Annotated in this window: 18 protein-coding genes and 4 pseudogenes; 11 read left to right on the top strand and 11 right to left on the bottom strand. The window is 65.9% G+C overall.

What is annotated here, in order from left to right:
* Positions 1–24 precede the first annotated feature (24 nt).
* The 3 genes and pseudogenes from MFF54_RS15730 to MFF54_RS15740 all read left to right on the top strand — a co-directional run.
* A pseudogene (locus tag MFF54_RS15730) lies at positions 25–381 on the top strand (response regulator); the annotation flags it as partial.
* A gap of 275 nt (positions 382–656) precedes the next feature.
* Positions 657–923, top strand: a complete 267-nt coding sequence (locus MFF54_RS15735; RefSeq protein ID WP_238303787.1) for a hypothetical protein — start codon at positions 657–659, stop codon at positions 921–923.
* A gap of 475 nt (positions 924–1,398) precedes the next feature.
* Positions 1,399–2,175 carry a GNAT family N-acetyltransferase gene (locus tag MFF54_RS15740; RefSeq protein WP_238303788.1) on the top strand — a complete coding sequence of 259 codons (777 nt, stop codon included), beginning with the start codon at positions 1,399–1,401 and terminating at the stop codon, positions 2,173–2,175.
* Between the two features lie 38 nt (positions 2,176–2,213).
* On the opposite strand, the pseudogene MFF54_RS15745 reads toward MFF54_RS15740, so the two are convergent.
* Positions 2,214–3,389: pseudogene (locus MFF54_RS15745) on the bottom strand (Y-family DNA polymerase); the annotation flags it as partial.
* Positions 3,390–3,506: 117 nt separating this feature from the next.
* Between MFF54_RS15745 and MFF54_RS15750 the strand changes: the two are divergent.
* Positions 3,507–4,551 (top strand): annotated as a pseudogene (locus MFF54_RS15750) (IS110 family RNA-guided transposase).
* Between the two features lie 521 nt (positions 4,552–5,072).
* Here the strand turns inward: MFF54_RS15750 and MFF54_RS15755 are convergent.
* Positions 5,073–6,764, bottom strand: a complete 1,692-nt coding sequence (locus tag MFF54_RS15755) for a methyl-accepting chemotaxis protein (protein WP_238303789.1) — start codon at positions 6,762–6,764, stop codon at positions 5,073–5,075.
* Positions 6,765–7,289: 525 nt separating this feature from the next.
* Here MFF54_RS15755 and MFF54_RS15760 point away from each other — a divergent pair.
* Complete coding sequence (locus MFF54_RS15760; RefSeq protein WP_238303790.1) at positions 7,290–7,778, top strand: response regulator; 489 nt, start codon at positions 7,290–7,292, stop codon at positions 7,776–7,778.
* A 165-nt stretch (positions 7,779–7,943) separates the two neighbouring features.
* Here MFF54_RS15760 and MFF54_RS15765 read toward each other — a convergent pair whose 3' ends face one another.
* From MFF54_RS15765 to MFF54_RS15775, 3 genes and pseudogenes are all read right to left on the bottom strand, one after another.
* Entirely contained in the window at positions 7,944–8,264 is a 321-nt protein-coding gene (locus tag MFF54_RS15765) for a hypothetical protein (protein WP_238303791.1), read from the bottom strand.
* Positions 8,265–8,379: 115 nt separating this feature from the next.
* A pseudogene (locus tag MFF54_RS27815) lies at positions 8,380–8,493 on the bottom strand (Y-family DNA polymerase); the annotation flags it as partial.
* Positions 8,490–8,945, bottom strand: a complete 456-nt coding sequence (locus MFF54_RS15775; protein WP_238303792.1) for a LexA family protein — start codon at positions 8,943–8,945, stop codon at positions 8,490–8,492. The pseudogene MFF54_RS27815 and the gene MFF54_RS15775, both read right to left, overlap by 4 nt.
* A 370-nt stretch (positions 8,946–9,315) precedes the next feature.
* Here MFF54_RS15775 and MFF54_RS15780 point away from each other — a divergent pair, with 370 nt between their 5' ends.
* Positions 9,316–9,822, top strand: a complete 507-nt coding sequence (locus tag MFF54_RS15780; RefSeq protein ID WP_238303793.1) for a response regulator — start codon at positions 9,316–9,318, stop codon at positions 9,820–9,822.
* Positions 9,823–10,302: 480 nt separating this feature from the next.
* Here MFF54_RS15780 and MFF54_RS15785 read toward each other — a convergent pair whose 3' ends face one another.
* The 5 genes from MFF54_RS15785 to MFF54_RS15805 all read right to left on the bottom strand — a co-directional run bounded on the left by MFF54_RS15785 (position 10,303) and on the right by MFF54_RS15805 (position 14,456).
* Positions 10,303–11,313 (bottom strand): SDR family oxidoreductase, encoded by a 1,011-nt coding sequence (locus MFF54_RS15785; RefSeq protein ID WP_238303794.1) that lies wholly within the window; start codon positions 11,311–11,313, stop codon positions 10,303–10,305.
* Positions 11,314–11,427: 114 nt separating this feature from the next.
* The gene (locus MFF54_RS15790) at positions 11,428–12,312 is read right to left on the bottom strand and encodes an NAD(P)H-hydrate dehydratase (protein ID WP_238303795.1); all 885 of its coding nucleotides are present in this window, start codon (positions 12,310–12,312) and stop codon (positions 11,428–11,430) included.
* Positions 12,313–12,342: 30 nt separating this feature from the next.
* Positions 12,343–13,089 carry a histidine phosphatase family protein gene (locus MFF54_RS15795; protein ID WP_238303796.1) on the bottom strand — a complete coding sequence of 249 codons (747 nt, stop codon included), beginning with the start codon at positions 13,087–13,089 and terminating at the stop codon, positions 12,343–12,345.
* A 213-nt stretch (positions 13,090–13,302) separates the two neighbouring features.
* Positions 13,303–13,677: a VOC family protein gene (locus MFF54_RS15800; protein WP_238303797.1), complete on the bottom strand. Its 375-nt coding sequence runs from the start codon at positions 13,675–13,677 to the stop codon at positions 13,303–13,305.
* Between the two features lie 284 nt (positions 13,678–13,961).
* Complete coding sequence (locus MFF54_RS15805; RefSeq protein WP_370880206.1) at positions 13,962–14,456, bottom strand: Ros/MucR family transcriptional regulator; 495 nt, start codon at positions 14,454–14,456, stop codon at positions 13,962–13,964.
* Between the two features lie 576 nt (positions 14,457–15,032).
* Here MFF54_RS15805 and MFF54_RS15810 point away from each other — a divergent pair.
* Genes MFF54_RS15810 through MFF54_RS15820 form a run of 3 tightly spaced genes read left to right on the top strand, consistent with a single transcriptional unit; the run spans position 15,033 to position 17,321 of the window.
* A complete protein-coding gene (locus MFF54_RS15810) occupies positions 15,033–16,946 on the top strand; it encodes a PAS domain S-box protein (RefSeq protein ID WP_283206283.1) in 1,914 nt (637 codons plus the stop codon).
* 35 nt (positions 16,947–16,981) lie between these two features.
* The gene (locus MFF54_RS15815) at positions 16,982–17,143 is read left to right on the top strand and encodes a hypothetical protein (protein WP_238303800.1); all 162 of its coding nucleotides are present in this window, start codon (positions 16,982–16,984) and stop codon (positions 17,141–17,143) included.
* Position 17,144: 1 nt separating this feature from the next.
* On the top strand, positions 17,145–17,321 hold the full coding sequence (locus tag MFF54_RS15820) for a hypothetical protein (RefSeq protein ID WP_238303801.1): 177 nt from the start codon (positions 17,145–17,147) through the stop codon (positions 17,319–17,321).
* A 609-nt stretch (positions 17,322–17,930) separates the two neighbouring features.
* Here the strand turns inward: MFF54_RS15820 and MFF54_RS15825 are convergent.
* Positions 17,931–18,428 carry a hypothetical protein gene (locus MFF54_RS15825; RefSeq protein WP_238303802.1) on the bottom strand — a complete coding sequence of 166 codons (498 nt, stop codon included), beginning with the start codon at positions 18,426–18,428 and terminating at the stop codon, positions 17,931–17,933.
* 299 nt (positions 18,429–18,727) lie between these two features.
* Between MFF54_RS15825 and MFF54_RS15830 the strand changes: the two genes are divergently transcribed.
* Both MFF54_RS15830 and MFF54_RS15835 read left to right on the top strand, forming a co-directional pair.
* Positions 18,728–19,921: a CaiB/BaiF CoA transferase family protein gene (locus MFF54_RS15830; RefSeq protein ID WP_238303803.1), complete on the top strand. Its 1,194-nt coding sequence runs from the start codon at positions 18,728–18,730 to the stop codon at positions 19,919–19,921.
* Positions 19,918–20,488: hydroxymethylglutaryl-CoA lyase-like TIM-barrel protein (locus MFF54_RS15835; RefSeq protein WP_506289940.1), on the top strand; the 571-nt coding region annotated here is incomplete at its 3' end. The genes MFF54_RS15830 and MFF54_RS15835, both read left to right, overlap by 4 nt.

A 20,488-nucleotide genomic window follows, 5' to 3' on the forward strand; every position in this document is an offset into this window, starting at 1 on the left:
TTTTGTTAGAGGCTCTTAGCGACGCCAGTGATGCGCGGGACCGCGTTGCTGGTCGATGACGAGGAGTTCGTGCGCATGAGCACAGCCGACATGCTGGGCGAGCTCGGCTACTCGGTGATCGAGGTGGCATCGGCCGAGGAAGCCATGCGTTTAGTCGCCCAAGGTGAGCACTTCGACCTGCTTGTGACCGACCACCTCATGCCCGGCATCACCGGCACCGACTTGGCGCGCGCGGTCCGGAGCAGTCGACCCGGCATGCCAGTGCTCGTAGTGTCCGGCTACGCGGAGAGCGACGGGATTGCGGCCGACCTGCCGCGTCTTACCAAGCCGTTCCGCAAGGACGAGCTCGCGTCGAACCTCGCCCAGCTAGCGAACCTTTGACGTCCGGACATCATCGCAGTGCCGCTTGGCGAGATGCCTCGGAGCTAGCCGTTTGATGTGACACCTCGGCGCTCAGGGGCTGAGTGATCAAACTCGAGTCATGACATCAGAAAGCATCATGATAAATTCTCTAAGGCACCTGTACACGAAGGTCCGCTTCCGATGAGAATGCAGCCCAGTGCGGCTGCTAGGCTGGATGCCGGCTTCCCACCCCGAGCGGACCTCGCCTGTCGGATCAACCTGGGCGTTCCGGGCCGGGGCGCTACGTCCCCGCCATGGCCGATCAGAAGACCACCGCCGACCCCCGCAAGGCCGCCGAGATCACGGACGACGAGATCAACGCCGTGGTGGATGCGGTGCTGGCAAAGCCGGACACGGGTTTCTACCCGATCGGCGGCGGGGACTTGCTCGACCTCGCCGCGGCGGTCGAGGCACACGAGGCCTCAGCGGAGGCGCTTGCCGATCCGGAGGCCAAGCCCGGCTGGCGGCGTGCCATGGCGCGGCCCCCTATCCTGGTAGGGCGGCCTAAGAAGGAAATATAACCAAATGGAACAACCGCGTAAGCAGTAGCTCTTATGCGCGGTTGCTAGTGATGCGCGGCCAAGTAGCTTGGAGCTATGCGGGTGAAGCGGGTGGCGCTCAGGTATCCCTGCTCTGAAATGAGGCAGAACCATTCCACTCGCCGAAGCTCCAGCTGCAAGACCAGACATGCTCACAAGAACGCAGACCACGACAGGCCTTCTGGGCTGGGCTGTGCGGAAGAAGCGAGCGAACGCAGCTGCAGCTGACCACCTGACGTTCGGACTTAATGTGGGGAGGATTACAGATAGCAGCGAGTGGGACGCCGCTGTCTGGTCGCATCCCCGCGGCAACATCTTCTCTTCATGGCTGTGGGGCGAGTACAAAATCCGGACAGGCTGGCAGGTCCACCGACTTACCATACGCGACGGGGCAGACGATCTGCTCGCTCTGGTTCAGTACCATGAACGGACGCGAGGGCCAGTCCGCATCGTACGGATGCAGGGCGGACCGCTTCTGACAGAGAAGGGCGGGCGGCAGGCCGAACGCTGCCTGCAAGCCTGCCTAGACTATGTAAAATTGGGCCGCCTCGACCTCATGCTGATCGATTTTGAGCGCTCTCAGTGCTCATCCGGCACGAGCGCCGTTCTAGCAAGAGGTTTTACGCCGGTAGTCACTCCAATTCGCCACACAATTGACGTTGATTTGACGGGCGGGCTGCGGAGAGTCGAGCAGCAGATGGAGCCGCGCTGGAGGAAGGTACTTCGTCGAGCGGAGCGGACGCCTAGTCTATCCTCACGATTTGTTGAGGATGTGGAAGAGCGGCTTGCCTGCTTCGATGCCTTCGGTGTTCTCTATGACGAGCTTAAGATGCGGCGGGGCTTCTCCAACTCCTTTGACTGCACAGCGTATCGAGACCTCGCAGCGCGCGATCCGCGACACATCTTTGTTGAGGTGCGAGATGAAGGTGAGCTCGTCCTAATCCGCATCGCTCATCTCACGGCAGAGCGTTGCACTGACTTCCTTACGGCTTCCACCGACCGGGCGCGGGCAAGTGGGGCAGCGACATTGGCAGTCTGGCGGCTTATCGAACGTGCCTGCGCTGAGGGTTGCGATGTGTTCGATCATGGCGGCATCGATCCGGCTGCAAGTCGCGGCGTATATGAGTTCAAGCGCGGTCTCAGCCAGAACGTTGTGCTGAGTGGCCTTATCTGGGTATACAGCCCGACATTGCTGCTGCAGAAGGCGGCCGCGGTAGGCTTGGTCGCTCGCTGAGTACGTTCCGACGCACTCTAGATCGACTTCTTGTGCGCCTATGCCACCGCAACCGGCAACTCGCTGACCTGCGTCGTGTAGCGCGGCGTGCGCATCTCGAACTTCGTGCTCCAGTCCCGCTTCTCCAGCACGCCCGCCCGCGCCGGCACCACCGCGCCCGCGCCCCAGCGGGCGTTGCAGGCGTCGATCGCCGCCATCAGCGGGCCCGAGCGCCCCCGGTCCATCTGCCCGATCAGCGCCCGCGGGCTGTCCTCCAACTGCATCAGGTCGGTGGTGATGACGCCCGCCTTCGCGTAGCGCCACGGCCTCTCGCGCGGCTCGCGCCAGGTCTTGGCCACACCGAGCAGCGCCGCCTTGATCAGCGCGAGCGTATCGCTGGTGGCTTCCGGCAGCGTCACGGTGTTCGAGACGGAGCGCATCGGGTCGCCCCGTTCGTGCTCGCTGGTGTGATAGAAGACGCTGACGTGGTTGGTGGCGAGTCCGCCGCGGCGCAGCTTTTCGCCGAGACGCGTGGCCTGCGTCGAGATCGCTTGCTCCAGCGTCGCCCGATCCGTGATGCGGGACGAGAACGAACGGGTGACAGCGCAGCCCTTGCGCTGGGCCGGCATCAGCTCGAGCGGCAGGCAGGCCAGCCCGCGCAACTCGTGGATGATGCGCTCGCCCACCACAGTCATCGCCTTGCGCACCGGTCGTGGGTCGAGGTCGCGCAGGTCCGCCACGGTGTCGACGCCGAGCGCCTCGACCTTCGCGAGCGAGGCCCGGCCTATGCCCCAGACCTCGGCGACCGAGATCCGGCAGAGCCAGTGATCGTAGGCAACCGGATCGGTCAGGTCGCGGACGCCGTCGAGGTCCGGCACCGTCTTGGCGATGTGGTTGGCGAGCTTGGCCAGCGTCTTGGTCGGGCCGATGCCGACGCAGGTCGGGATGCCGGTCCAGGCGCGCACGGTGGCGCGTAGGTCCCGGGCGAGCTCGATGCGCCGGTCCGCCCGCACGTCGGATAGGTCGAGGAAGCTCTCGTCGATCGAGTAGATCTCCACCCGGGGTGAGAAGTCCCGGTAGACCGCGTTCGTGCGGGCGCTCATGTCGGCATAGAGGGTGTAGTTCGAGGAGAACACCCGCACGCCTTGAGCGCGGCACATCTCCCGGATCTTGAAGAAGGGCTCGCCCATACGGATGCCGAGTGACTTCGCCTCGGAGGTCCGCGCGATGGCGCAGATCGGGTAATCGGGCCGTCGCCAGCCTTCCCCGCGTCGTGGATCCTGGCAAGCTGCCCGAGGTGCCATCCGGTCTGACGGGGATCAGCCCGCGACCGATCATCCGGGAGCAGGCTCATGCGCTACTATGCCGGTCTCGATGTCTCGCTGGCAGAGACCGTGATTTGCGTCCTCGATGAGGACGGCAAGATCATCCGCGAAGCCAAGGTCGCGAGCGAGCCGGAGGCGCTGGCGACCTGGCTCGGCGCGCTCGGCCTGCCGCTGACCCGTGTCGGCTTGGAGACCGGGGCGCTGGCAGGCTGGCTCTGCGAGCCGATGCTCGAACTCGGCGTGCCCAACGTCGTGTGCATGGATGCGCGGCACGCCCGCGCCGCGATGGTGGCGATGACGCACAAGACCGACCGCAACGACGCGCGGCCTCGCCTAAATGCTGCGCACCGGTTGGTTCCGGCAGGTCCATGTGAAGGCGCGCCGGACGATGGAACTGCGGACGCTTCTCACCAGCCGCAAGACGTTGGTGCTGAAGATCGGCGATGTGGAGAATCAGATCCGGGGCTCGCTGCATCTGTTCGGGATCAAACTCGGCACGGCCACGCGGCGGACGTTCTCGGAGCGGGTATGTGAACTGACGGCCGACCTGCCCCGCGTGGCGGCCATCCTCGAGGTGCTGCTTCAGGCGCACGCGGCGATGCTGCTCTCGCTCGGCCGGCTCAACCGCATGGTGCTGGAGATTGCCCGCAAGCACGCGGTCTGCCGGAGGCTGATGACGATACCGGGCGCCGGTGCGGTGGTCGGCCTGACCTTCATCGCAGCCATCGAGGACCCGGTTCGGTTCGCCAAATCGCGATCGGTCGGGGCGATCCTCGGCTTGGTCCCGCGCAAGCATCAGTCCGGGGAGCTGGACCGGAACGGTCGGATTACCAAGACCGGCGATACCGAGGCGCGGGCGGCGCTGTTCGAAGCGGCGCACGTGATGCTGCACCGGGTCAAGAAGTGGTCCGGGCTGAAGGCGTGGGCGACGAAGGTGGCCCAGCGCCAGGGCAACAAGCGCGCGACGGTGGCGCTGGCGCGCAAGATGGCGGTGGTGATGCACCGGATGTGGGTGGACGGCACGACCTTCCGCTTCAGCGCGATCGAGCATCCGGCCGCCGCTGCCGCGTAGGCATCTCACCGATCACAGGGATCGAGGCTGGGCGCGCCTAGCCTCGAAGGGTCGTCCTCACGGGGACGGGCGGGAGGTGAAGCCGGAATGACGGGTGTGCTGGCCTCTAGCCAAGTCCGCTGTCGCATATAGGCTCGCCTCTCATCGGAACGCTACCATGTGGCGGCCCGCGTGCCGACCACGGACAGAAGCCAAGAGCCCCGTGGGTACGAGACAAAAGTGTGCAGCTGCACAATCGCCGAGCGCGCCCGCCGGGTGCGACCGGAGAATGCGAACGTTCGACCCATTGCCGACCCTGAGAAAGTCCGCTTCCAGACGCTGGAAAAACGGCACCATACGGCCGAAATGCTCCAACCAGGGTGTGGTCGGACCGGGTTGCTAAGATCGCCACCACGATCTTAGCAACCTGCTCGTCGCCATCCGCGATGTGAGCCTCAGCGCACTCGTGGTTGCGATCTGCCTGAAGACAAAGCCCGCCGCGGCTATTCGCCGGGCGGACTAAAAGTGCACGGGCTATGTGATTAGGCCGCCTTCACGCCAGCCAGGAAGGTGGAGACTTCACGGGTGAGGCCTTCGGAGTGCCGGGCAAGCTCCTGCGCCGCGCTCAGCACCTGCGAGGCTGCCGCGCTCGTCTGGCCGGCGCCCGTCTGCACCGATCCGATGTTGCGGGTCACCAATTCCGTGCCCTGCGCCGCCTGTTGCACGTTGCGCGTGATCTCCTGGGTGGCCGCTCCCTGCTCCTCCATGGCCGCCGCAATGCTCGCCGCGTAGGTGGACATCTCGCCGATCACCCGACTGATCTGCTGGATGTCGGCGACCGCCTCCTGCGTCGCCGCCTGGATCTCGGAGATGCGCTCACCGATCTCGCCGGTCGCCCGGGAGGTCTGACCCGCCAACTCCTTCACCTCCGTGGCCACGACCGCGAAGCCGCGCCCCGCCTCTCCGGCACGCGCCGCCTCGATGGTGGCGTTCAAGGCCAGCAGGTTGGTCTGCCCGGCGATCTGCGAGATCAGCGATACCGCCGTGGTGATGCGCTCGGCCGTGCCAGCAAGTCTCTGCACCGTCGCGTCGGTCTGGCGCGCCGTCTCCACAGCGCGGCCGGCGATCTGGGCCGACTGGCTGACCTGCTGCACGATCTCGGTCACCGAGGCCGACATCTCCTCGCTTGCCGCAGCCACGGTCTGCACGTTGGCCGAGGTCTGCTGAGCCGCGCCGGCTACGGCTACGCTTTGTTGGCTGGTCTCATTGGCAGTCGCGGTCATGGAGCGGGCAGTCGCCTCCATCTCGGTGGCCGCGCCGGCCAGCCCTTGTGTCAGCACCGAGACGCTGCGCTCGAAGCTCCTGGTGAGGTCATCGAGCAGGTTGGCACGGCGCATCTTGGCCTGGTTCTCGGCCTCCGTAGCGGCAGCCATCTCGCGCGCCTGGATGGCATTGCTCTTGAACACCTGAAGCGAGCGGGCCAGCGAGCCGACCTCGTCCCGCCGTTCCGTGCCGCTGACCGCCACCTCTAGATCACCGGCAGCCAAGCGGCTCATCGCGCCTTCCATGGCGTTCAGGGGGCGCGTCACGCCGAACACCACAATGCCCGAAAGCAGGCCGACGGCGATCAGAAGACCGCAGACCGCGGTGATCACCAGGGTCTGCGTGGCAGAGGCAGCGATTTCCGACGCCTTCTGCTTGGCAACGCTGAGATCCCGCAAGTTCGCCTCAACCCGCTTCCCCACAACCTCGACCAGCTTTCTGCGGGCGTCGCGGCTCTCGCTGTTCGAGATCTTGGCGGCCGCATCGTTCTCGTTCTTCAGCCCCAGGGCTATCACCTTGTCGACTGCGGCGAAGTAGTCGCCCATCAGGCGCCTGATACCCTCATTCGTGGTCTTGCGCTCAGGGGTGTCGGCCAGCGCGATCAGCCGGTCGATGGCGGAGTACGCCTTCTGACGCTCCTCTTTGAACTCATCCGCTTGGACCTTCATGCGCGCATCATCGGTCTCGATGATGATGTTCTTCTCCTTGATCGTAGCCTCATCGACGGCGTTCGACATCTGAAGGGCGAGAACTGCGCGCGCAGCGCTGACATCCACGATCTGCTGCGTGTTCTGATCGAGCGTGCTCAGGCTTGAGCGAGCTAACAAGACCATCCCTGTCGCGACAGAAACAAGCAAGAGTGTTGGAATTGCAAGTTTCGAGATTATCTTGAGGTTGTTGAGCAGCGTCATGGCGGTCCACCATAGGACTTCAGCATAGATCCGAGCGCTGCCCCCGAGCGCGTCGGCGCCATCATTCCGTCATACGAATATTAACCGGCGCTTCACTTTGCGTCGCTCGCGCAAGCTTACTGTTATATTTGCTGCCGCGCAGCATCGCCTGGGATTAAAACGGACACCGCGCTGCGGACCGCCTCCTTGAGGGGGGGGCTTGGCTGCTCCTGTGGCGAGATGTGTCCAGCGAGACAAGGTGATTCCGAGCGTCGAGCCAGTCGGCTGAGATAGGCTCAGCAGCCGGGCTGCCCGGTGCTCCTCACACGAACGGCCGCGACTTCGCGGACAAGAAGCTGCGTCAGCGTGGGCGGGTGCACTCTGGTGCAATTGACGGTTGTATTTGCATACGATTTAGGCAATTTGTGCTCACCGAAGTAGCAGAGATGTAGCCCTGAGATCCACCGAGTGGGAGCATCACCCTGCGGGAAAGCCTCCAACGCTACCCGCCCTAACAACCCTAAGTTTTTGATCGAGAGCCTCCCGGTGAACACCGACCACAGGCCGATAGCCATCCTCATCGCGGAGACGGACGAACTCATCCGTATGGTCACGGCCGACATGCTGGCCGATGCAGGCTTCCAGACAATTGAGGTCCGCACGGCCGCTGAAGCAGTGATGGTCCTTGAAAGTTCAGCTATCGTGCGCATGCTGATCACCGGGCGGAGCGTTACGGACGACGGTATCGCCTTGGCCCACGTGGTTGACCACCGTTGGCCGGCGCTCGGTATCATCGTCACATCTGGGAGCCGAGTGGATCCCGAGCGCGATCTTCCTTCGCGCGCACGACTTCTCAGGAAACCATATGACTTCGCGAGCCTCATCCGTGAGGTAGAAGCTGTTCTTGAGCCAGTGAGGAAGGAACTTTCGGCGGCGCCTATCTTGCCGAGCGGCGTGCCACTTCACACGGGAGCAGCACTGAGCAACGGAGTTGGAGCGGTCGCGGCTGCCACAACGCGGCCGGACAAGACCTAATATCTGTCTCGCCGCATCCAGCCTTCCAACACGGGCTGACCTTAAAGAATGGCCCGCACATGACCGCTCTAGAGAAGTCAGGAAATATTACTAGAACGCTCAAATTGAAGCGATGACGAAACGTCCGCTTTTGGGCTGGGGGGCAACGCATCCTCCCCACCCTGATCAGCCCTTGGCAGCGCGCTCCACGGCGACATCCAGCGTGGTCCAGTTGGACACCTCGACGCCAGTCTCATCGTAGATCAGGTATCCGTGGACCGACCCTTCGGGCACCTTGGTGACTGTGACCCACCTCTCGCCGACGCGCTGCGATCTCGATGCTAGGCCGAAGGCCAGATCGGCGAGTTCGCGTTCAGTGATGCGTTCAAGTGCCTTGGTACCTCCCTCGGCGGCTCCCGCGGCGGTGGCGAACACTTCGGTGAGGGTCTCGTAAGGGACAGGCGCTTTCCAGGGTGGGAAGACCGCCAACTTGACCGTGTAGCGCATAGGTCCCCAGCGCCACTGGAGGCCCTAACGCCGAGTTCCGCTAACCAACCCGCTGCGGACCTTCTGCACGCGCAGCAGCACGGCACTCCTTGACGGTGAAGGCCCGATTACAGAAGCCATCGTTATTGCTCAGCACGACGACTGGCACGCCCGCGAGCATCGGGTCGAACACGCGCTCGCAGGAGCAGTAGAAGCTGTTGCCATCGATCAGGGCGAGCGCCCGGCTCATCGGCCGAGCCGCTCGCGGACGAGGTGCCAGCGAATCGTGAAGCGCACCACGCCCCAGATCGCCGCCTCCTCGAGATCCTCGACGGCGAAGGCGGGCAGGTCCGGGTTGTCGAAGGCAAGCCGCGCGCGGTTGCCCTTGATGACGAGCCGCTTGATAGACATCTGCCCGCCGACCACCGCGACCACGATGCTATCGCGCCCCGCCTTCAGGCTCCGGTCGACACAGGCGAGATCCCGGTCGAAGATGCCGGCGCCCCGCATCGACCCGCCTCGGATCTGCCAGAGGAAGGTGGTGGGCGGGTTCGGCACGAGCCAACGCGGCAGCTCGATCGCGCCCTCCATGAAGTCGTCGGCGGGCGAGGGGAAGCCGGCGCAGAGCGCCTGCCCGAGCAACGGGATGCGGATCGTAGCTGTGCCCTCAAGCGGCAGCTCAGAAACCCGGTGGAGGCTCATGCCTTGAGGCCAGCAAGGGGGACGCCGCCCCAGACGAACCCTCAAGAGATCAGCCGATCGCGGCCCAAGGAGCGCCGCTCGGCCTCAGCAAGGTCTGTGAGGGCATCCTCGATCGCGCGGGCGAGCGCGGCCCGAGCGTCACCATCGGCCGCCCCTGGTAGGCGTAGGCGATCCGCTTAGCCTCGGATGGCACAACCTCGACAGGGTAGCAGTGCATCCGAGCGCCTCAGCAAAAACCAGAACGTTCGCGGAACAAGCCTCACCAGACGGCAGGGTTCAACCAGCGCGGCCGCGACGATCGGCGCGTCTGTGCATAGCTGTGGATAGCAGGGAGATCGGGCGAGCCTTGGAACGGCAGAGGCTGGCTCGTGTGGACCGCGCCGCAATCCGTGATGGGGCGGAAGCCGCACCGCCCGCGTTCAGGATGAGCCGAGACGAATGCGGGGTGATCATGGAAGGCGGTTACGCGCCAGGCACGTTTGCAGTGCTCTTGGTTGAGGACGTGCCGGTTCAGATGATGGCGGCCGCCAGCGCCCTTCAGGATGCCGGGCTTCGGGTCGTCGAGGCGCCGACGGTCGAGGCGGCGACCTCGGCGCTCGGCGCTGATGCCGAATTGCGGGTGATTGTCGCCGACATCGATCTAGACGGCGAGCCGCTTACGGGGCTGACGCTGGCGAAGGCCGTGGCGGCTCGCTGGCCGGATTTGGCTGTGCTGATAATCTCGGGAGTGATCATGCCCGAGACAGACGCCATGCCAGCAGGTGCTCGCTTCCTGCAGAAGCCCTTCGAGCCGGAGGCGCTGGTCGATGCCGTCCGTAGTTTAGTTGAGGCGAGAGACGCTGGACGCCTCGCGCCGGACGGATCGATAACGGATTGAAAGCTTAAATCGAGCAAACCGAACGATCTGACCTGATCCGGCGTTAGGGGTCCCCAGGCCTGAGGATCCAAGGATCAAGCAATGTGGAGCTGGCGGCTCATGGATCGGGCGCCCCGTGACGGCCGCTGGATCATCGCCATCAACCGGCATGAGCCAGACCGCCGAGCCGTCATTCGCTGGGATCCCGGGAGCTTCGGCGAAAGCGAGCCCTGGCGGGTCGCTTCATGCGATCACGGCTATGCGTCGGATGCTTTCACAGATTGGATGCCCTTTCCGCCCTGGCCTGCTCAAAGCGAACAAGCGGACGCGGGTCAGGTCGAAGCTTCGGTCACTGTAGGCGTTGATGGGCCCTGAACTGCGGTTTTCTGCCCGAACCGGGATCATTGCAGGGCCCCGCGCACTGAGGCGGACTGCAAAGCCTACCACCCGGGACGGCGGCGGATGCGAAAGCGCAGAGCCGATCGCCGCCCAGGCCGGCCCCTACAGCCGTCTGAGGAGCCGCCGCGGAGCTCGAGCCAGAGCCGCAGCGCCTGCGAGCCCAAGGATCGCAGCGCCAGCCACGCCCGCTACCAGTAGGTCACGTTCGCGACTCGTCCAGAACTCATGCGGGCTCGTGCGTGTGCGAGACGAGAACCTCCCATCCACCGCAGCTTCCCCCGGCGCCGGCTCGAACAGGTTGCCAGTCCGATCCGGCTTCTCCGTATCCTCGAGCTGCGCGTCCCACATCGAGGCCGCCTTCCGGTCGGCAAGCCCCGGCGCGATCGCCTGGGCGGCCGCCATCATGAGGGAGGTCCGCCCGACCCACACCTCCCGCTGCGGATGCTCGACCGCGTAGAGTATCGCCTCGGCACAGAGCCGGGGATCGAACACCGGGTCCGGCGCGTACTGCCCGCGGCCAGTGCGCGTTCGGGACCAACCGAATTGCGGGGTGTTCACGGCAGGCAGATAGACCACGCTCAGGGACACATCCACGCGATCGTGGATTAGCTCGCAGCGCACGGCGTCGGTGAAGCCTGAGACCGCGAACTTAGCGCCGCAGTAGGCCGCCTGCAGCGGTGCGGCCCGGATGCCGAGGCCGGACGAGACCTGAATGATCGCGCCGCGGTTGCGCGGCTTCATATGCCGGAGCGCGGCGAGCGTGCCGTAGACCTGGCTCAGGTAGGTGGTCTCGGTGACGCGCCGGTACTCCTTCGGGCTGATCCGATCGGCGGGGCTGACGACGGTCGACATGGCGTTGTTGACCCATGCCCGGATAGGGCCAAGCTCGACTTCAATCCGCGCCGCTGCGGCATCCATCGCCACCGAGTCCGCGACGTCTGCGGAGATCGCCAGCACCGGGCGGCCATGCTCGGTCAACATTCTCTCAGCTTGGCGCAGTCGCGTCTCATCCCGGGCGATCACCGCGACGCTCCACCCACGGGCCGCGAACAGTTGCGCTGTTGCCAGCCCGATCCCGGCTGTCCCTCCGGTCACTACCGCGACGCGTGGCATATTCGCCTCCTCAATCCTTCCGCGTGAACGGATGGGCGGGAGCACGGTTGCGCGGCACGGCGAAGCGTCACAGCCAAAGGTTCTGAGACTTCGGCGAGAAGTTCCCACTTTCCGCTACGTCAGCACCTCTGCGAGAATGCAGGGCACCTCGGCAGGGATCTCGCGGGCCAGGAAACCAATGCCCCCGTAGCGTCGCGCGAGTCGTCGCCCGGCCTCACCGTGGACGTAGACACTCCACAAGGCCGCCGTCGCAGGGTCAGCGCCACGTGCGAGCAGCCCCACGATGAGACCTGCCAAGGTGTCACCTGAACCCGATGTTGCAAGCCCGACATGGCCAGCTTCGTAGCACCATGCCTGGCCATCCGGAGCGACGACGAATGTCTGCCCACCTTTCATCACCGTGACGGTGCCGAACTGCTCCGCAGCAGTTCTTGCTGCGGAGAGAGGGTTGGCCTCGATTTCCGCGCGCTCGACATCCAAAAGCTTTGCCATCTCGCCAGCATGCGGGGTGATCACCGCGGCGTTCGGAGCGGTTCGTGCCAGATCGGGCTCGACCCGAAGCGCCGCGAAGGCGCCAGCGTCCAGCACGAGCTTGCAATCGCGAGCCTTGCGGACGAGGGCAGCAACGAGGCGCTCGGTATCGTCGTCTTCGACCATGCCGGGTCCAAGCAGGACAGCATCGCTCCCCTCGATCTGCGACGTCAGAACGTCCGCGGCCGAATGATCAATCCCACCGGCAGATGTCTGCGGCAGGCCGATCACCATCGCCTCGGGCATAGCGATGCCAATCGGTATCGCTATGTCCTTGCAGACCGCGAGTTTCAGCTTGCCCGCACCAGCGCGCATAGCGGTGTGCGCTGCCAGCAGAACGGCACCCGGCAGGGCCGTGCAACCGGCAACGATCAGCAAGCGCCCGCGATCGTCCTTGCTGTCGCAGTCCGGATCCGGCAGCCTCCGGCTCCGCAGCAGATGCTCGGTGACAGGCGTGACAGCGGCCATGGCATGTCCCTCTAGCCGGTCGCCGAACAATTATTGCGCGACCGCGTCGGCGTCCGTCTCGGAGGTAACGGGGGTACCCTGCACCTCAAGTGGTGCGACGAAGTTGTAGCGGATCAGCGCAAGCCCCCCATCTGGACCCGCATCTGGCGAGAAGACGTACTCGGTCACACCGCAATTCGCGACGTCGCCTTCGGCATCGACAGCCAGTATCTCGGCCTCTGTCATCTCCTCCAGAAGATACCGCAGGCAGAGCACGACCACCTGATGGGCGACGATGAGAATGCGTCTGCCGTCGTGGTGGAGCGCGACCGTATCCAATGCGCTGCGCAGGCGCAGGACGACGTCGCACCAACTCTCCCCGCCGGGGGGCCGATGGTAAAACTTGCCGAGATCGCGCCGCAGATCCGCCTGTTCGGGGTGAAGCTGCTCGATCCCAATCCGCGTCAGCCGGTCCAGGATCCCGAACTCCTTCTCGCGCAGACGCTCGTCCACGAGAAGGGCCGGGGCGTCCGGCGCGAGTCCACCAGCCGCTCTAATGGCCTCAGCCGTCTCGACCGCCCTGCGATAGGGCGAGGCAAGTGCGAGTTCCGGACGCTCGGCCTCGGGCAAGCTAGCAAACCACCGACCGAGCGCATCGCCCTGCCGGTGACCGAGAGTGCTCAACGGGACGTCTACGTCGCGTTCAGGAATGTCGATCCGTGCTGCACCCGCCGCGTGGGCCGCATCGCGTGCGACGTTGCCGGAACTCTCGCCATGCCGCACGACCCAGAGGTGCAACGGGTATCTGCGCGGCACGGACACCTCCGAAGTGCGGTCCAATTCAGCGTGCGCAACGCTCCGGTCTGAAGCTCGTTCCGCTGGGCCCAACCGCATGCGCTGGACCGACCAGAGCCACGACGGCTCGCTGCTGCGGTATTCCCGGCGGCCTGGCCTCAACATGCCGCTGCGCGATCTGGCCGAAAGCGAGCGTCTGAGCGCCGGCCGCTCGGCTCACTGCGCCGGCTGGGTCCGTGCGGTGAGCTTGTTGCCGTCCGGATCGCGAAGGTCGGCGACGAAGGCCCCATTCGGGCGCTCCGAGGGTGGGCTCTCGATCGCGCTCCCCCCGCGCGCGGTGCCGGCCGCGTGCCACGCGAGGACATGATCGCGGCTTGCAGCAACGATACCGATGGTCCCGCCGTTGGCTGCAGTCGCTGGATTGCCGTCGATCGGCTTCGTGATCATCAGCCGGCCGCCCGCGTAGGCATAGATCAGCCTGCCTCGCTCATCCATCCTGCCGGCCTTGCCGCCGAGAGCTGCGAACGTGGCGTCACAGAAGCCCCTGGCCCGCTCCAGGTCGTTGCTGCCGATCATGACGTGCGTGAACATGCGTCCTCCCCATCAAGCTTCGGAGGCCGGCCGACAGGCGGCTTCATGGCCGGCACCGCGCAACAATCCGCGCGATCGCTCCGAAAAGCCAAGCTTTCAGCCTCCTGGCTCACAGCAAGCTCCTCGCGCCGGAAAGGGGATCACGGCTGGGAGCTGCGGCCGATCAAAAAGTAGAAAAAGCGGTGCTCGCGCCGGATCGGCACGGAGGGGCCTGCTGGAGGCCCGTGCGGGATCCAGCAGGCGTATGGCCGAGCTTATGACTCGGCTAATGTCTCAGTGCCGTCTTACGCGGTTGCTGCCTTCTTTGGACGCCCGCGGGGCTTTGCCGGCTCGGCCGGGGCCTTTGGTTCTGGCTCTACGTCAACCGCAGCCTTGCGGCCTAGGCCGATGCTGCGCGCCAGAGCCGAGCGCTGCGCGGCGTAGGCTGGTGCAACCATCGGGTAATCGGCGGGCAGGCCGTATCTCTGGCGGTAGGCGCGCGGGTCGAGGCCGTGGCCGGTCAGGTGCCGCTTGAGCGTCTTGTAGGACTTGCCATCGATGAAGCTGATCAGGCCCTCGTCGGTAACCGACTTGCGGATCTGGGCGGCGCTGGGCTTCTCGACCTCTGGCTCTGCGGGTACTGTGGGCCATCCGAGGCCTACAAGGGCGGCGTGCGTGGCGGCGATCAGAGCTGGCAGCTCACCGACCTGCACATGGTTGTTGGACACGTAGGCCGCTACGATGCCTGCGGTTTGGCCGATGACAAGATCTAGCTGAACGTCCGGTTGGTCTTCCACGATGTACCCCTGTTGTGGTCGCCCAAACGGATGCGCAATATCGTGCTCTGTTCAAGTGCTGCATCCATGGAAACCACGTTTCTTCGTGATTTACCCGTAGATAAACACACGCAGAGCGGTGGCGGGGGCTTCCGACGCTCGCCGCATCAGCTTGTATTGCTTGATTACGTGCGAGCCGGGCGATCAGCAGGCGCTGCACGCTGCACGCTGCAGCGAAGCTCGCCCTCGGCGACGTGCTGGCGGGCCAGGGGCAGGTGGCCCGCGGCTGCCGCACGCATCCTCGCCTCCGTTCGTGCCGGTCTGACCCCGGATACATCCTTCCTATCCGAGCCCAAGATCCGGCGCGAGCAGGGCCGCCAGCTCGGCCTGGAGCCGGGCACGGCGCAGCCGCTTCTCGCTCAGGCTCAGCTCGAGCTACACGAGCAGGGCCTCGGCCGCCGCGATGTCCCAGCCCTGGACCCAGCACCGCCGGAGCAGGGCGGCCTGCCGCAGGCACAGAGTCTCGCTTGCGCGTGATAAGATTGCGGGACAGCTATTCCCGCCTACGATACAAAGTCAGCGCAATAGACGTCCCGCTCGATGCCCATCCCGCCCCTGCCTGCCCTCGTTCAGGATCCCGCTCGCCTCGATGCCCTTGCGGGCCTCAACCTGCTCGACACGCCGCCCGAGACGGAGTTCGATGATATTGTGCATCTGGCCTCGACGGTGTGCGAGACGCCGGTAGCGCTGGTCAGCCTCGTGGCTGGCGACCGCCAGTGGTTCAAGGCGCGGGTCGGCTTTCCACCGTGTGGGACCGCCCTCAACGCTTCCGTCTGCGCCTACACGCTGGTCGAACCGGATCTGCTCACCATCCCCGATCTGACCGTCGATCCGCGCACGCGGGACAACCCGCTGGTCACGGGCGAGCCGTTCATCCGCTTCTACGCCGGGGCACCGCTGCAGGCCCCGAACGGACAGGTGCTCGGCAGCCTCTGCGTCATCGATCACAAACCCCGGCCCAAGGGATTGTCGGTTCGGCAGGCGGACGGTCTACGTCGGCTGGCTCGGCAGGTGACGGCTGTACTGCGCGAGCGCAAGCTCAACATGGATATGCGAGCCGCCCGCGACGCCTTGCAACTCTCCGAGGAACGGCTGTCATTCGCGTTCGAGGCGGCGGGCAGCCTCGGCTGGTGGGATTGGGACATCCCCGGCGACCGGCTCTACGCCGGGGAGCACTTCGCCCGCATGTACGGCCTCGATCCGATCGAGGCGGCGCAAGGGGCGCCATTGGCGGCTTTCGTCGATGGTATACATCCCGACGACCGGGCGTGGATCGGCGAGCGCATCCAGCACGCCGTCGCCACGGCAGGAGGGTTCAGCGAGGACTACCGCCTACGCCACGCCGATGGCAGCGTGACCTGGGTTCATGCCAGCGGCCGCTGCTTCCATGACGGTGAAGGCAAGCCGCTGCGCTTCCCCGGTGTCGCCGTCGATATCACGGCCCGCAAGGCGGCGGATGCCGCCCGTTTCGCGGGTGAGGCCCGGCTGAAGTCCATCATGGAGACCGTGCCGGTCGGGATCTTGCTGGCCGAGGCCCCCTCCGGCCGCATCCTGATGGGCAACCGGCGACTGGCCGAGATCCTCGGCCACGCCACCCTCTACGCTCCGTCCAGCAACGCCTACGGGGAGTTTGTCGCCTACCATGCCGATGGTCGGCTGGTGGAGGCGCAGGAGTACCCGCTGGCGCAGATCAGCGCCGGCGGATGCAAGCGGACCGCCCTCGAGGTGCAGTACCAGCGTCCGGATGGCGAGCGGCGCTGGATCGCGATTTCCGGCGAGGCGATCGAGGATGAGCAGGGCGCGACGGTCGGCGCGGTGGTCGCGATCAGTGACATCCGCGATCGCAAAGCCGCCGAGGCGCAGCAGGACATCCTCAACCACGAACTGTCGCACCGGCTGAAGAACACCCTGACGCTGGTCCAGTCGATCGCATCGCAGACCCTGCGCAACGCTCCCAACCTTGAAGCCGCCCGCGATGCGCTCGCGGCGCGGCTGATCGTACTCGGCAAGGCGCACGACATCCTGCTGGCGGGGCAGACCGACAGCGCCAGCGTCGATCAGGTGGTGCAGGAGGCATTGAGCCTGCACGATGACACGGGCCGCCGCTTCCGGGTCAGCGGCCCAAGCCTCCTCGTCGGCCCCTCGGCGGCGCTCGCGCTCGGGCTGATGCTGCACGAACTGGCGACCAACGCCGTGAAGTACGGAGCGCTCTCGGTGCCGAACGGCCGCGTGAGCGTCGGCTGGACGGTCGAGGACGTAGGGGCGACGGCCGAGTTCCGGCTGGACTGGCGCGAGCAGGGCGGGCCGCCCGTCATGCCGCCGACCCGCAAGGGGTTTGGCTCGCGGCTGATCCAGCGCGGCCTCGCCGGGGGCGAGGTGGCACTGCGCTACGCGACCGAAGGTGTGCAGTGCAGCCTGAGCGCCCCGCTCGCGGGACTGCGCGTGGACGTCTGACAGGCGCTGACCCGTATTTCTCAGAAGGACGTCCGATGAGCCTGAAGCCCGGTGTGATGGCCCTCGTAGCCGAGGACGAGCCGCTGTTGCGGATGGAAGCCGCCGACGTGCTCGGCGGGTCGCGCAGCACGCCAGACCGGCCGATCGATCCGGTCACATCCACCTCGTGGGGTTCAGCGCACCGTAGTCGGCCCTGAGGTGACGCCGCACATCCTCCGGCACACCTTCGCGACGTGGGCCGTGATGGATGGGGTGCCGTTCAGCAAGGTCGCGATGGCGCTCGGGACGACGGAGAAGGTCGTCGAGCAGGTATACGGCCACCACTGCCCCGAGCACCTGATGAGTGTGGTGGAGAGCGTGTCGAGGAGGCGGTAATGTCTGGGCGTCTGAGGATCGGCGATGTCGTTCGCTACAAGGCGCCCGATGACGGAATCGAGCAGACCGGCACGGTTGTAGGCCATCCTAGCTATGCGCCTGACCACGATGTCGTGGTCATTGCTCCCGAACCGCCACAGGGCGGATCCTGGCGCGTCTTGAACGACGACTGGTGCAGTCGGCCGATTGGTCGAGACGTTGGCCGAGCGAGGCGGGAGCGCTCGCGGCTGCGTCCCTGCGCGACCAGAGGATTTCTACAGCGTCCGCCGCCCGGCTGGAGCCGGTGAACGCCCGGGGAACGTTCCTCCGGTTATTCTCCGGAAACCAGGGGTACGGACGGGCACGGAAGGGCAAGAAACGGTCGATCCCGCAGGGGAATGCAGAGGGAGGACCGAAGGGACCATTCCATTACACGGAGAGGATCGGGGGCGAGTCCCTCACCGCCCACCAATATCAAAGCCTGCGCTGGCGGGCAGGTCGACGATCTTCGGGTCTGGAGCATTCTGGAACGCGCCAGAGATCGCGCCACGAGGTTCGCGGGCGGGAACGAGGCGCCACGGCTTCCGCTCCGCCCGCGCCGTGTTCTGTTGCTCCGGAGAGATCCGGTCCTCAGCGTTTCGAGGATTTCTGCGCGGGCAGCTTCACATCGCCCTTCCACTCACCCGCGAACTCTGTCTTGGAGATGTAGGCGAGGGAGAAGGTGCCGCTCCCCGTCACACCCGCGAACTCCCCGGTGCTCGCCTTGTCCCGGTACGTTCCCGTCGCGGTCACGCGACCGCTGGCATCGGTGCTCACCGTGCCGCGATAGGCGCTCGATGTCGTGCCGGTCGGCGTCGTGAAGGTGATCAGGCCTTCGACCGGACCCTGGCCGTTCGTCAGCGTCGCGGTCTCCGTCCATTGCACCGTCGCGCCGTCCAGCGGTGTTCCCGGCCCTGTATTCAACCCGACGGCCTTCTGCTGGATCTTGATCTGATTGGGTCCGACCGGCTGAGGCGTCTGACTCTCGACGCGTCCCGTATACGAACCGCCCATGGGCATGGCCAAGGCGAGGCCGGTGGGGACGATGAGGGCGCAATGAGCTGCCGCTACACTCAATGGCTTGAGCATCGACGTTCCTCCTCGAACATTGTATTTTTCTGTACGCAAGTCTTCATGCGCACGGAGATTATAAGATCACATCTTTCGCCATCGTCAAATCAAGGATCAGAATCGGGTAGCCCTGCCGGTTTTATCCGCCAAGCCTCGCGACGCTGTGCGGGTCGCATCGCGACGGCGCGTGATCCGTAACGGCCAGGCCTTCAGGGGCGAGCGTTCGATGAACGCGAACGCAACGTGGCGAAATACGGTTGGATCAGGGCCTGCCACCTCCGGTATAGAATGCTCAAAAGCCATACGGAGGACATGCCATGCCTGGGCCGCTCAGCGGTATCCGCGTGTTGGAACTCGGCCAGCTCATCGCCGCGCCCTTCGCCGCCCGCCTGATGGCCGAGTTCGGCGCCGAAGTGATCAAGGTCGAGCCGCCGGGCGAGGGCGATCCCTTGCGCAAGTGGCGCAAGATGCACGAGGGCACCTCGCTCTGGTGGTACCTGCAGTCGCGCAACAAGAAGTCGATCGCGGTCAACCTGAAATCGCCGGACGGCCTCGACGTCGTCAAGCAGCTCGCGAAGAGCGCCGACGTCGTGATCGAGAATTTCCGCCCCGGCGGCCTGGAGAAGCTGGGGCTGGGCTGGGACGTGCTCTCGGCCCTCAACCCCAACCTCGTGATGGTCCGCATCTCGGGCTACGGCCAGACCGGGCCCTACCGCGACCGGCCAGGCTTCGGCGCCATCGGCGAGGCGATGGGGGGCATCCGCTACACCACCGGCAGCCCCGAGGCGCCCCCGGCCCGCGTCGGCGTCAGCATCGGCGACACCCTGGCCTCGCTCCACGGCGTGATGGGCGCCCTGATGGCGCTGCTCCGGGTGAAGATGGGCCAGGGTGCAGGCCAGGTCGTCGACGTCTCGCTCGTCGAGAGCGTGTTCAACGTGATGGAGAGCCTGGTGCCCGAATACGACCTCCTGGGCGAGGTCCGCACGCGGACGGGCGGCGCGCTGCCCGGCATTACCCCCTCCAACACCTACCCGACGAAGGACGGCGGCTACGTCGTCATCGCGGGCAACAGCGACCCGATCTTCCGCCGCCTGATGACGATGATCGGCCGGGCGGACCTCGCCGAGGATCCGGCTTTTCGCAGCAACGACGGCCGCTCGCGCCAAGCCGCGATGCTCGACGGCGTGATCGGCGACTGGTCGGCCGCGCGCACCGTCGAGGAGGCGCTTCAAGCCCTCGACGCCGCCGACGTGCCGGCCGGCCGGATCTACTCGGTCGCCGACATCGTGGCCGACCCGCACTACCAGGCCCGCGAGATGATCCTCTCCGCCGACCTGCCCGGCGGCCAGCAGGTGAAGATGCCCGGCATCGTGCCGAAGCTCTCCGAGACTCCCGGCGCGGTGCGCTGGCAGGGTCCGGCGCTCGGCGAGCACACCGATTCCGTCCTCGGCGACCTCGGCCTCGATGCCGAGGGCATCGCCCGCCTGCGCGAGAAGGGAGCGGTGGCATGAGAGAGGATCTGATCGTCCAAGAGGTCGCCACCCGCGACGGCTTCCAGATCGAGCCGGTCTTCGTGGAGACGGCGGAGAAGATCCGGCTGATCGACGCGCTGGCCGCGGCCGGCTTCAGCCGGATCGAGGTCTCGTCCTTCGTCTCGCCGAAGGCGGTGCCCGCGCTTCGCGACGCGGCGGAGGTCTTCGCCGGCATTACCCGCCGCCCCGGCACGGTCTACGTCGCGCTGGTGCCGAACCCGAAGGGCGCCGAGCGGGCGCTCGCCGCCAAGGTCGACGAGATCAACCTCGTGGCCTCGGTGAGCGAGACGCACAACCGCGCCAACATGGGCATGACGCCCGCGGCCTCGATCGAGGGCTTCGCGCGCATCATGGAGACGGTGCGGGGCTCGGGGCTGAGCGTGAACGCGACCGTCGCGACCGCCTTCGGCTGCCCGTTCGAGGGCGACCAGCCCGCCGACACGGTGCTGGCGCAGGTCGAGCAGTATCTCGCGCTCGGCGTCGATGGCGTGACGCTCGCCGACACCACCGGCATGGCCAACCCGCGGCAGGTCGCCCGCCTCGTCG

It is taken from the genome of Methylobacterium gregans, assembly GCF_022179245.1.
In the GTDB taxonomy this organism is placed as follows: Bacteria; Pseudomonadota; Alphaproteobacteria; order Rhizobiales; family Beijerinckiaceae; genus Methylobacterium; species Methylobacterium gregans.

Bases quoted from the DNA above. Each gene is read 5' to 3' on its own strand.
- MFF54_RS15735 (WP_238303787.1), top strand. From the start codon at position 657: ATGGCCGATCAGAAGACCACCGCCGACCCCCGCAAGGCCGCCGAGATC.
- MFF54_RS15740 (WP_238303788.1), top strand. From the start codon at position 1,399: ATGCAGGGCGGACCGCTTCTGACAGAGAAGGGCGGGCGGCAGGCCGAA.
- MFF54_RS15755 (WP_238303789.1), bottom strand. From the start codon at position 6,764: ATGACGCTGCTCAACAACCTCAAGATAATCTCGAAACTTGCAATTCCA.
- MFF54_RS15765 (WP_238303791.1), bottom strand. From the start codon at position 8,264: ATGCGCTACACGGTCAAGTTGGCGGTCTTCCCACCCTGGAAAGCGCCT.
- MFF54_RS15775 (WP_238303792.1), bottom strand. From the start codon at position 8,945: ATGAGCCTCCACCGGGTTTCTGAGCTGCCGCTTGAGGGCACAGCTACG.
- MFF54_RS15785 (WP_238303794.1), bottom strand. From the start codon at position 11,313: ATGCCACGCGTCGCGGTAGTGACCGGAGGGACAGCCGGGATCGGGCTG.
- MFF54_RS15790 (WP_238303795.1), bottom strand. From the start codon at position 12,312: ATGGCCGCTGTCACGCCTGTCACCGAGCATCTGCTGCGGAGCCGGAGG.
- MFF54_RS15800 (WP_238303797.1), bottom strand. From the start codon at position 13,677: ATGTTCACGCACGTCATGATCGGCAGCAACGACCTGGAGCGGGCCAGG.
- MFF54_RS15810 (WP_283206283.1), top strand. From the start codon at position 15,033: ATGCCCATCCCGCCCCTGCCTGCCCTCGTTCAGGATCCCGCTCGCCTC.
- MFF54_RS15815 (WP_238303800.1), top strand. From the start codon at position 16,982: ATGAGCCTGAAGCCCGGTGTGATGGCCCTCGTAGCCGAGGACGAGCCG.
- MFF54_RS15825 (WP_238303802.1), bottom strand. From the start codon at position 18,428: ATGCTCAAGCCATTGAGTGTAGCGGCAGCTCATTGCGCCCTCATCGTC.
- MFF54_RS15830 (WP_238303803.1), top strand. From the start codon at position 18,728: ATGCCTGGGCCGCTCAGCGGTATCCGCGTGTTGGAACTCGGCCAGCTC.